This is a genomic window from Kribbella sp. WER1, from assembly GCF_054189145.1.
On the sequence record NZ_CM135186.1, the window covers coordinates 449,158 to 458,967 of the forward strand.

The 9,810-nt window shown below is 70.3% G+C and carries 11 protein-coding genes; 5 read left to right on the forward strand and 6 right to left on the reverse strand.

Annotated elements, in window-relative coordinates:
* Nucleotides 1–42 precede the first annotated feature (42 nt).
* Nucleotides 43–2,196 (forward strand): DEAD/DEAH box helicase, encoded by a 2,154-nt coding sequence (locus ACXJJ3_RS02195; protein ID WP_458168153.1) that lies wholly within the window; start codon nucleotides 43–45, stop codon nucleotides 2,194–2,196.
* On the opposite strand, the gene ACXJJ3_RS02200 is transcribed toward ACXJJ3_RS02195, so the two are convergent.
* Both ACXJJ3_RS02200 and ACXJJ3_RS02205 read right to left on the reverse strand, forming a co-directional pair.
* Nucleotides 2,179–2,805 (reverse strand): DUF1684 domain-containing protein, encoded by a 627-nt coding sequence (locus ACXJJ3_RS02200; protein WP_458168154.1) that lies wholly within the window; start codon nucleotides 2,803–2,805, stop codon nucleotides 2,179–2,181. The two genes, ACXJJ3_RS02195 and ACXJJ3_RS02200, sit on opposite strands and share 18 nt — an antisense overlap.
* A gap of 11 nt (nucleotides 2,806–2,816) precedes the next feature.
* Entirely contained in the window at nucleotides 2,817–3,470 is a 654-nt protein-coding gene (locus ACXJJ3_RS02205; protein ID WP_458168155.1) for a transglycosylase SLT domain-containing protein, read from the reverse strand.
* A gap of 122 nt (nucleotides 3,471–3,592) precedes the next feature.
* Here ACXJJ3_RS02205 and ACXJJ3_RS02210 point away from each other — a divergent pair, with 122 nt between their 5' ends.
* Entirely contained in the window at nucleotides 3,593–4,288 is a 696-nt protein-coding gene (locus tag ACXJJ3_RS02210) for a GAF and ANTAR domain-containing protein (protein WP_458168156.1), read from the forward strand.
* Here the strand turns inward: ACXJJ3_RS02210 and ACXJJ3_RS02215 are convergent.
* Both ACXJJ3_RS02215 and ACXJJ3_RS02220 read right to left on the reverse strand, forming a co-directional pair.
* Nucleotides 4,285–5,211, reverse strand: a complete 927-nt coding sequence (locus tag ACXJJ3_RS02215; protein ID WP_458168157.1) for a helix-turn-helix domain-containing protein — start codon at nucleotides 5,209–5,211, stop codon at nucleotides 4,285–4,287. The two genes, ACXJJ3_RS02210 and ACXJJ3_RS02215, sit on opposite strands and share 4 nt — an antisense overlap.
* Nucleotides 5,212–5,299: 88 nt before the next feature.
* Nucleotides 5,300–6,688, reverse strand: a complete 1,389-nt coding sequence (locus ACXJJ3_RS02220; protein ID WP_458168159.1) for an alkaline phosphatase — start codon at nucleotides 6,686–6,688, stop codon at nucleotides 5,300–5,302.
* Nucleotides 6,689–6,836: 148 nt separating this feature from the next.
* Between ACXJJ3_RS02220 and ACXJJ3_RS02225 the strand changes: the two genes are divergently transcribed.
* Nucleotides 6,837–7,475 (forward strand): VOC family protein, encoded by a 639-nt coding sequence (locus ACXJJ3_RS02225; protein ID WP_458168161.1) that lies wholly within the window; start codon nucleotides 6,837–6,839, stop codon nucleotides 7,473–7,475.
* Nucleotides 7,476–7,855: 380 nt separating this feature from the next.
* Here ACXJJ3_RS02225 and ACXJJ3_RS02230 read toward each other — a convergent pair whose 3' ends face one another.
* A complete protein-coding gene (locus ACXJJ3_RS02230) occupies nucleotides 7,856–8,428 on the reverse strand; it encodes an HD domain-containing protein (RefSeq protein ID WP_458168162.1) in 573 nt (190 codons plus the stop codon).
* A gap of 54 nt (nucleotides 8,429–8,482) precedes the next feature.
* On the opposite strand from ACXJJ3_RS02230, the gene ACXJJ3_RS02235 reads away from it, so the two are divergent.
* Together ACXJJ3_RS02235 and ACXJJ3_RS02240 are read left to right on the forward strand one after the other, a co-directional pair.
* Nucleotides 8,483–8,671 carry a hypothetical protein gene (locus ACXJJ3_RS02235; protein WP_458168163.1) on the forward strand — a complete coding sequence of 63 codons (189 nt, stop codon included), beginning with the start codon at nucleotides 8,483–8,485 and terminating at the stop codon, nucleotides 8,669–8,671.
* An 85-nt stretch (nucleotides 8,672–8,756) separates the two neighbouring features.
* On the forward strand, nucleotides 8,757–9,329 hold the full coding sequence (locus ACXJJ3_RS02240) for a dihydrofolate reductase family protein (RefSeq protein WP_458168164.1): 573 nt from the start codon (nucleotides 8,757–8,759) through the stop codon (nucleotides 9,327–9,329).
* 92 nt (nucleotides 9,330–9,421) lie between these two features.
* Here ACXJJ3_RS02240 and ACXJJ3_RS02245 read toward each other — a convergent pair whose 3' ends face one another.
* Nucleotides 9,422–9,808 carry a hypothetical protein gene (locus tag ACXJJ3_RS02245; RefSeq protein ID WP_458168166.1) on the reverse strand — a complete coding sequence of 129 codons (387 nt, stop codon included), beginning with the start codon at nucleotides 9,806–9,808 and terminating at the stop codon, nucleotides 9,422–9,424.
* Between the last annotated feature and the right edge of the window lie 2 nt (nucleotides 9,809–9,810).

Sequence of the window (9,810 nt, forward strand, 5' to 3'; positions counted from 1 at the left end):
GGCGTTCCGCCACGGCCCGGTCGTGGCACGACACAGGAGGAAATGTTGGCCCGACGAGGTCAGCGCCAGCCCGGCGCTACCCGTTCCGCACCCCGTCGCCGGCGGCGCGTCCGCGACGGCGAGTCCGACGGTCTGATCCAGGTCCTCGCGCAAGCGGTCCGCGAGGTCGAGAACGCGGTCACCCGCGGCGCGATCAAACCCTCGACCCGGACGAAGTTCCAGGTCGTCGCGCTGCTGGTCCGCGAGGAGCGGGCCCGGGTGAACGGCGACGCGGCGGCCACCGAGGCGTACCGGACCGAGCAGCTCCGGCGGCTGGACGGGATCGCGACGATCCTGGCCAAGACCGCCGCGATGGAGCCGTCGCTGCTCGTGCTGCTCGCCGAGGACGCGGTGATCTCCGAGGCGGCGGCCGCGCTGAAGCGGCAGATGATCGAGGAAGCCGGTCTGGAGGCCCCCGAGGAGCCGGAGCCGGCCGAGCCGGTGATCGCCCCGGAGACCCAGACCCGGCGGGTCGTCCCGCAGGCCGTGGTCTCCCGGCAGCTGGCGAACCCGTTCCTCGCCCCGGACTTCTCCGCGGCCCCGTCCCGCCCGGCCGGTCCGAGCCGGCTCGGCGGCTGGGAGCTGATCGGCCCGCTGCTGCGCTCCTTCGAGCACGCGGCCGCGTCGGCGAGCATGACGCTGCCGGACCCGACCTCGCTGCGGCTGGCCGGCGGGATCGACGCGCTCCGGCTCCGCGGTCTGGAGCTGATGCCGCACCAGGCCCGGCTGATCGCCGCCGCCGCGGACGGTCACCGGACGTTCCTGCTCGCCGACGAGCCCGGCCTCGGCAAGACCGCCCAGGCGCTGCTCGCCGCGCAGGCCGCGGACGCGTACCCGCTGCTGGCCGTCGTACCGAACGTCGTGAAGACGAACTGGGCCCGCGAGGCCGGGCTGTGGACGCCGCGCAAGACGCCGACGGTGATCCACGGCGACGGCGACTCGATCGACGGTTTCGCCGACATCGTCGTGGTGAACTACGAGGTCCTCGACCGGCACGTCGGCTGGCTCGGCGATCTCGGCTTCCGCGGCATGGTCGTGGACGAGGCGCACTTCATCAAGAACAAGAAGTCGCAGCGCTCCCGCAACGTCCTGGAACTGTCCGAGCGGATCCGGTCCCGGACCGCCCGGCCGCTGCTGATGGCGCTCACCGGTACGCCGCTGATCAACTCGATCGAGGACTTCACCGCGATCTGGGAGTTCCTCGGCTGGGTCGACGAGAAGGCCCCGCGCGCCGAGCTGATGGAGAAGCTCGACGCCACCGATCTGACCCCGGCCGACCCCGGGTTCGCCGCGGCCGCCCGGTCCAGCGTCATCGACATGGGCATCGTCCGGCGCCGCAAGGTGGACGTCGCGGCGGACATCCCGGCCCGCCGGATCGCCGACCTGCCGGTGGAGCTGGACGGCGCCCTCGGACGCTCGATCCGGGCCGCCGAGCGGGAGCTCGCCGACCGGCTGGTCGAGCGGTACCGGACCGCACTGGAGACCCGCCGCGCGGGTGCCGTGGTGGACGGTATCGACCACGACCTGGTCCGCCAGGTGGCCGGCTGGGAGCGGACCGAGATGGCCGCGAAGAAGACCGGCGACAACGTGTTCAGCCTGTTCCGCCGGATCGGTCAGGCGAAGGCCGGGCTGGCCGCGGACTACGCCGCGCAGCTGGCGCAGAACGTCGGCAAGGTGGTCTTCTTCGCCCGGCACATCGAGGTGATGGACACCGCCGAGGAGCTGTTCGCCGAGCGCGGTATCAAGTACTCCTCGATCCGCGGCGACCAGACGTCGCGGACCCGGCAGAAGAACATCGATGCCTTCGTCAACGATCCCGAGGTGTCGATCGCGGTCTGCTCGCTGCTCACCGCGGGCGTCGGGCTGAACCTGCAGGTCTCCTCGAACGTCGTCCTCGCCGAGCTGTCCTGGACGAACGCCGAGCAGACCCAGGCGATCGACCGGGTGCACCGGATCGGCCAGGACGAGCCGGTCACCGCCTGGCGGATCATCGCCGCGCAGACCATCGACACCCGGGTCGCGGACCTGATCGACGCCAAGGCCGGCCTGGCCGCGATGGCGCTCGACGGCTCCGACGAGGAGGTCGGCTCGTCGGCGGACTTCCAGCTCGAGGCGCTGACCGCGCTGCTGACCCGGGCCCTAGAGGCCGCTGCCTGACAGCTCGCCCACCGGCAGCTCGACGTCGAGCACGTTGGTTGCCGGGGCGAGCGGGCAGGTCCACTCCGGGCTGTACGCGCAGGACGGGTTGTACGCGAAGTTCAGATCGACGACGAAGCGGCCGGTGCTCAGGCCGCTGCCGAGGTCGGCGCCCTTGACGGTGTCGACCAGGTAGCGGCCGCCGCCGTACGTCGCGCTGCTCCGGTCCTTGACCGGGACGAACAGGCCGCCGCCGTACGACTCGAGCCACCAGACGTCGAGGTCGCCGACCGGGAGGTGCAGTACGCCGACCCTCGAGAACGGGATGGTGCCGTCCGTCGCCGACTGGAACTCCCAGGTGTGCGGCTTCACGTCGGTGTCGATGATCGCGTCGAACCGGTACTGCTGGTCGTAAGCGGCGACGGGTGCTCCGGGGTAGGTATCGCGGTGCTCGCCCGGAACTGGAGAGGCCGGGTGGTTCTTCAGGAGGTTGTCGCGGGTGGCTCGCCAGTGGGCGTGGGCCTTGGCGGGGTCGCGTTCTGTGCGGACGGCGTCGTAGAGGGCGAAGACTTGGCGGCGCCAGTCGGCGACGGCGAGCGCCGGCGCTCCGAAACGCGTCTCCGGATTCATGAGATCTCCTGTCAGCTCTTGAGGGCTTCGGCGGAGTCGGGCCAGTACCTGTGGATCTTGTCCAGGTACGACTGGGCCTGCGGGCCCGCCTTGCGGCCGCGGGCGAAGATCCGCATGTTGCCGCCGCCGGCGTTGTAGCCGAGGGCAAGCAACTCGTCCTTGGTGTACAGGCCGGCGCGCTTGCTCGGCAGTCGCTTCGCCAGGTCGTGCAGGTGCCAGGCGGCGGCCTCGATCGCCAGCGCCGGGTTGTCCGGCAGCTCCTCCCACTTCCGCTTCGCGAAGTCCCGGCCGCGTTTCGTCTCGTCGAAGGCGGGCTTGTGCATGTTCGCGATCCCGAACGCCGGATTCGAGTCGACCTGCGCCCACTGCCGCTCGAACTTCGGGTCGTGCGGCTTGTACGACTCGGCGTACAGGACCGCCATCAGCAGCTGCGGGTTCACCCCGGCCTGTTCGGCGTACCGGCGGACCTGGGGCGCGAAGTGCGCCGGGTCGTAGTCCTCGTACCAGGCCTTCGACGCCGTGGCGGTCGGCTTGGACGCGGGTGCGGTGGTGGTCTTCGCCGTCGGGGCAGATTTGTCCGCGGTCGTCCGGTCGGAGCACGCCGCCCAGACCCCCACCAGGAGCACGCCGACCGCGACCCAGCCCCACCGCTTCGCCACCTGCACCCCGCCAAACCTACCGTCCTGTCCGGACAACGAAGCCGCGGCTGTCCGCAGAACGCAATTTCGGCGAGTTTCCGGCCGGATCGGCGCCGAACAGGTCATCACACCCGCATGATGAGCTCACCATGATCGATCCCCACGAAGATGGCGCCGCTTCGGCCTTCGCCAGGCTCGCCGTCGAACTGCACGAGGCCCCCGGCGTCGAGGAGACCGTCGACGCGGTGGTCCAGTTCGCCCTGCAGGCACTCAGCTGTACGTACGCCGGTGTCGCGTTCGCCGTCCGCGGTGCCCGCGCCGAGGTGGCCGCGGTCACCGACCCGGTCGTCGCGGAGGTCTACGAGCTGCAGATCGGCAACCAGGCCGGCCCGCTCGTCACGGCACTGCGCGACCAGGTCCCGGTCCTGATCCGCGACACCGGCACCGACGACCGCTGGCCGGAGTGGGCCGCCAAGGTCGCCGCGCTCGGCGTCCGCAGCGTGCTCGACGTACCGCTCGCGGCCGGCCCGGAACCCCGGCGTACGGTCGGCGTACTCGGGCTGTACAGCCCCGAGCCGGACGCGTTCGGCCCGGACGACGAAGCGGTCGCGCACATCCTCGCCCGGCACGCGGCCGTCGCCCTCGCCTCGGCCCGCAAGGAACAGGCGCTGTCCCAGGCGGTCGACGCCCGGAAGCTCGTCGGTCAGGCGATGGGGATCCTGATGGAGCGGTTCGCGATCGACGCCGATGCCGCGTTCGCGGTCCTGCGGCGGTACTCGCAGGACACCAACACCAAGCTCCGGGACGTCGCGCAGCAGCTCATCGACACCCGCAAGCTGCCCTAGCGCGCCAACGTCGTACTCGGGAGCTCGCCGTACAGCTCCCGGTACGCCGCGGTCATCCGGCCGTGGTGGTGGAAGCCCCAGCGCGCGGCGACCGCCGCCACGGTCCGCTCGGCCGGATCGGCCGCCAGCAACTCGGTGCGTACTTCGGCCAGCCGCAGCCGGCGGAGGTGATCGAGCGGCGTGCTGTCCAGGTGCTTCCGGAACGCCGCCTGCAACGCGCGGACCGTCACGCCCGCCGCGGTCGCGATGTCCGCGACGCTGATCGGCTCGTCGAGATGCGACTCCAGGTAGCCAAGCGCTCGCTTGATCGTCGCCGGCGCCGCGGTCGGCCCAGGAGCGTCCATCGCGCTGTGCGGGAAGGCCGCCAGGACGCTGGAGGCCAGCAGCTGCGAGAGCGAGGCGAGGACCAGCGGCGACTCCTGGACAACCGGGTCCGGGAGCGCCTGATCCCCCAGGTACGCGATCATCCGCGACAGCTGCGCGGCGGCCTGCCGGCTCCGCGGCCGATGGCTGAGCAGCCGCACCGGAGCGTTGCCGGACCTCGCGACCCGGCTCAGCAACGCCGGATCGAACATCGTGATCGTGTACGCCGACCGGCAGACCCGGCCTTTGTACGGGCGGTCCGGCGGGGCGAACGCCGCCAGGTCGCCCGGCCCGAACCCGTCCTGCCAGCCGTCGGTCGCGTGGTCCCGGATGCTGCCCGAATGCACCTCGCAGAGGCAGATCTTGCCGAGCGGATCGGCGTCGTAGCTCATCTCGAAACCGATCTCGATCCGGTCCACGCTGATCGACTCGGCGGTCGCCCGCGAGATCCGGGTCCGCACGGTCGACGTACCGCCGCCGATCTGCATCTTCGTGTACGCCCGGTTCAGGAATTCCTCGGTGTGCGCGAGATCGCGGCTCTCGAACAGCAACGGCTCCATCCGGCTATTTTGCCTGCCACCGGGCACGGGTGAGAAGACAGCAGTTCGGCCCCGGTCCGCGCGCGAACCGGGGCCGAACCGTGACGTGCTACTTGCCCTGCAGGACCGTGAACAGGTCGGTGTGGTCGTTGGTGCCGAGGACCGCCTCGGCGCCCGGGCCGTTGGCCCAGACCGGTACGACCGCGCCGGTGTGCTGCTGGCTCGGGCCGGACGCGACCGGTGCCTTGCCGTCGCCGCCGAAGCCGGCGGTGCCGTACGTCAGCGTCAGGGTCTGACCGTCCTTGGTGGTCACGTTGGTCGAGTAGCCGGTCGGCAGGCCGCTGCCGCTCGCGTCCTCGCCGACGATCTGGCTGGTGTGGGAGTGGTCGGCAGTGACCACGACCAGCGTGTCCGGGTGCGTCTTCTGGTAGTCCAGCGCGACGCCGATCGCCTTGTCGAAGTTGACCGTCTCACCGAGCTGGCCGCAGGCGTTGGTGGCGTGGTCCTGCTTGTCGATCGAGGCACCCTCGACCTGCAGGAAGAAGCCCTTCTTGTTCTCCAGCAGGTTGATCGCCTTCGAGGTCATGTCCGCCAGGCTCGGCTCGTTCGCCGGGCGCTGGTTCTCCTGGCACGCGGCCGGGGCGTTGCCCTTGCCGAGCGAGGCGGCCGGGCCGTTCCACTCCAGCGACATGTTGCTCTTGTTGAACAGGCCCAGCACCGGCTTGCCGGCCTTGACCGACTTCAGCCCGGCCGCGTCGGTGACGTACTGGATGCCGTTCACCTTGGCCTGGTCGACCACTGTCTTGCCCGCGTACGGACCGCCGGTGATCTGCTGCTCGAACCGTCCACGGCCGCCGCCCAGCAGTACGTCGACCTTGTGGTCGGCCTCCTGCTCCGCGATCGAGCCGAGGCCGCCGGCCGCCTTGGTCTCCTTCGGGCAGGCGGCCATGTCGGCCGGGCCCTGGCAGCCGCGCAGCGACATGTGCGAGGCGAGCACGGCCGGGGTCGCGTCGGTGATCTCCGCGGTGGAGACGTCGCCGACCTTCAGGCCGCGCTTCTGGGCCAGCTCGAGCAGGGTCTGGTAGTTCGTCCCCGGGACGTTGTCCGCGCTGCTCGGGCCCTGCGAGATCCGCTCGTCGATCGTCTTCTTGCCGGTCGCCCAGCTCGAGCCGGTCGAGGCCGAGTCCGGGTCGTAGTCCGGCAGGTACGGCGCCTTGGCGCCCGGCTTCACCGACCAGGTCGTGTCGAAGCCGGTGTACTTCGCCCGGTCGACGTTCAGCTTGTTCCGGACGCCCTGGTAGTACCGCGCCGCGGTGATCTCCTGGGTGCCCATGCCGTCGCCGAGGAAGAAGATCACGTTCTTCGGCCCGCGCTGCGGGTTGTGCCTGTCGGCCTGGGCGTTGTCGAACGCACCGCTGGCGGCGGCGGAGGCCATCCCCGCGGCGGCGATCACCGTGGCCGCGGCAAAGGCGGCGACGAATGCCTTTTTCCTGATCATTACGGGCCTTTCTGGTCGGTCAGAACACCCGGAAGCTATGGGTGGCCGCCGGACGTGGCGTGTACGGCAGGTGACCGGCAGATGACGGCACCCACGGTGCAGCTGTGAGGACTCTCAGCGAGCGGAAAGCGCTTGCTAGACTGGCGCGATGATCTACGAGCTGAATCATGTCGGCGGGCGGGTGCAGGATCTCGAGGCGAGCCTGGCGTTCTACGGCGGGCTCGGGGCGGAAGTCGTCGACCGGTTGTTCATGGCCGGGTCACGGGTGCATCGGGTGCACATCCAGCTCGCGACCGGGCTGGTCGAGCTGCTGCATCACGAGGAGGCTGATGCGGAGGCGACGTACGGGCTGAATCATGTGGGATTCATGACCGATGACCTGGACGGGGACTATGCGCGGCTGATCGCGCTCGGGTACGGCGAGCTGTCGTCACCGCGGGTGGCGGGCAGCGGGCAGGGGCGGCTCGCGTTCCTCGCGGACCCGAACGGCGTCCGCGTGGAGCTGCTGCAGCGGACCGAGGAGTTCCGGGTCCCACCGATCACGACGGGACCGGTGCAGGCGCTGTCGTACGTCGGCGTCGCGGCGCCGGACGCCGAGGCTGCGGTCGAGTTCTACGGGACGCACCTCGGGATGGAGCAGGTCGCCGACGACACGTTCCGCCTCGGGCCGGACGCGATCAAACTGTTGCCATCAGCAACCACCACGATCGACCACCTCGGCTTGACCACGCAGACCCCCCAACCCCCAACCACCGACCCGGACGGCAACCGCGTCAGCTTCAACTGAGAACGGGGGTCGGCGAACGATCAGCTATCTCCACCACGCAGCACCGTTCGCCGCTCGCCGCGCCCCCAACACCCGCCCACCGCGGCCCACACACAGCGCCCGCTCGCTGCGCTCAACTCACTCAGCGCCCCCTCGCGGCGCCTGCCTCACTCGGTGGCTCTCGCGGCGCTGCACTCACCCAACACCCGCCCGCCGAGCTCCACTCACCCGGCACCCATTCACGGCGCTCCACTCACCCAGCACCCGCTCACGGCGCCCGCCTCACTCAGTGCCGCTCGCCGCGCTCCAGTCACCCAGTACCCGCCCGCGGCGCCCGCCTCACTCACCACCCGCTCAGGGCTCCCCACTCACCTGGCACGAACTCGCGGCACTCCGCTCGCTCAGCGCTCGCTCGCGGTGCTCGGTGGTGCGGTTGCTGTGGCGACTCGTTCGATTGTTGGGCGCCAGGAGTTGAGGGGTGCGACCGTCAGGCCGACTACCTTGCCGGCGTCGTCTGCCCGGCGGAGGGCGACTGCCGCGGCGAAGTCGGGGTCTGACTCGAAGGCTCGGATCTCGTACGTCGTCATCGGTCCGCCCTGGGCGACCAGCGTCCGGCGGCTTGACTCCGACAACTGCTCGGCATGTACGGCGTCCGTCGCCACCAGGTAGCGCTTGGCGACGCCGTGCAGCTCCACCAGCCGGGCGACCCGCTCCCCCAGCAACTCGCGCACCGCCTCCGCCCCGTTCCGCCCGTGCCCCGCATCGTCCCCGGGTCGCAGCATGTGGCCGATGTCGTGCACCAGACCGGCGACCTGCAGCTCCTCGTCCGCGGGGAAGTCGCGCCGTAGCAGCTCCGCGCACTGGCGGTCGTGGTCGAGGATGTCGACCGGGTCGCCGCTGCGGTCCGGCTGGTCCCAGACGTCCGCGCATTCACCGAGCACCGCCATCAGCTCACCGACTGTGGAGATCGACATGCCGCGCAGAGTAGACACCCGGGGTTAACACCACGCGCCGCCTAGCCTTGGGACGTGTTCGACTACGACGCCGAACTGCAGCGGTACCAGCCGCGGCTCCGCGCCGCGTGCGCCGTACGACCGGGCGATCGAGTGCTTCGGTACGACGTACGGTCTGGGTATCAGCCGCCTCGGCGTGATGTTCTTCGCGGATCCGGCGGCGTCCTCTTCGACTCAGACGCCTGGGTCGCCCGCGCGGAGTGACCTGCGTCACACTTCGAGGGTGTCGATTCGGCCGGCCGCCAGCCGACGCCCAGGTACAAGCAACCCGACGAAGGAGCACCACACCATGCGAAAGCTCATCACCACCGCGTTCATCTCCCTCGACGGCGTCGTGGAGGCACCTGGCGGGGAGACGGGGTACCGGAACACCGGCTGGACGTTCAAGGACATCCCGTTCGACGAGACGGCGTACGCGCTCAAGGGCGAGGAGCAGGAAGAAGCGACCGCGCTGCTGCTCGGCCGGGTCAGCTACGAGTCGTTCGCGCCGGTGTGGCCGACGATGGCCGAGTTCCCCGGCTACCTGGCGATGCCGAAGTACGTCGTGTCGACGACGCTCCAGGACAGCGACCTGGTCACCAACTGGAACGAGATCACCATCCTCCGCTCCCTCGACGACGTCGCCGCCCTCAAGGAGACCGAAGGCGGCCCGATCATCGTCAACGGCAGCGCCACCCTGAACCGCGGCCTCTCCGACGCCGGCCTGATCGACCAGTACAACCTCCTGGTCTTCCCGGTCCTCCTCGGCGCCGGCAAACGCCTCTTCAGCGACGCCGACCGCGACAAGATCGCCCTCACGCAAACCTCCAGCCAGTCCTACTCCAACGGCATCCAGCGCCTGACATACGACGTCCAGCACTAACACGCGGGGCGGAGTGGGCGGTTTTCGGAAGGAAGTTTGCGCCTGGTGCCGAAAAGGTTCCGCAAAGGACGGCCTGAGGGAGGTCCGGGTGGTTATGCGTCTCGATCTGCGGCGAGGTGGCGGGCGGCGGCGTGGTAGATGTCGTCGGGTGTCTGATTGAAGGCGATCGCGGCGTCGGGGGCGTGGCGGCGGATGAGGTTGATGACGGTCTCGAAGAGGCCGGACTCCTCGTCGGCTCGGCGGATGCCGCCGCCGACGACCACGCAGTCCCACGGCTGGGCTGACAGCGCGGTCGTCACCACGGCCGGAATGTCGTCGCTCCCGTCGAGCCCGACCAGGCAGGTCCGCGCGCCGACCCCGTGCTCGGCGAAGTCCGCCATACCGGCCTCGATGCCGGTCATCACCGGCTCCGGGTTCCACGGTCCGGGGACGCGGTACGGATCCAGCCCGATCACCAGCACCCGCGGCTTGCTCTCCATCC

Bases quoted from the DNA above. Each gene is read 5' to 3' on its own strand.
- ACXJJ3_RS02195 (WP_458168153.1), top strand. From the start codon at position 43: ATGTTGGCCCGACGAGGTCAGCGCCAGCCCGGCGCTACCCGTTCCGCA.
- ACXJJ3_RS02200 (WP_458168154.1), bottom strand. From the start codon at position 2,805: ATGAATCCGGAGACGCGTTTCGGAGCGCCGGCGCTCGCCGTCGCCGAC.
- ACXJJ3_RS02210 (WP_458168156.1), top strand. From the start codon at position 3,593: ATGATCGATCCCCACGAAGATGGCGCCGCTTCGGCCTTCGCCAGGCTC.
- ACXJJ3_RS02215 (WP_458168157.1), bottom strand. From the start codon at position 5,211: ATGGAGCCGTTGCTGTTCGAGAGCCGCGATCTCGCGCACACCGAGGAA.
- ACXJJ3_RS02220 (WP_458168159.1), bottom strand. From the start codon at position 6,688: ATGATCAGGAAAAAGGCATTCGTCGCCGCCTTTGCCGCGGCCACGGTG.
- ACXJJ3_RS02225 (WP_458168161.1), top strand. From the start codon at position 6,837: ATGATCTACGAGCTGAATCATGTCGGCGGGCGGGTGCAGGATCTCGAG.
- ACXJJ3_RS02230 (WP_458168162.1), bottom strand. From the start codon at position 8,428: ATGTCGATCTCCACAGTCGGTGAGCTGATGGCGGTGCTCGGTGAATGC.
- ACXJJ3_RS02240 (WP_458168164.1), top strand. From the start codon at position 8,757: ATGCGAAAGCTCATCACCACCGCGTTCATCTCCCTCGACGGCGTCGTG.
- ACXJJ3_RS02245 (WP_458168166.1), bottom strand. From the start codon at position 9,808: ATGGAGAGCAAGCCGCGGGTGCTGGTGATCGGGCTGGATCCGTACCGC.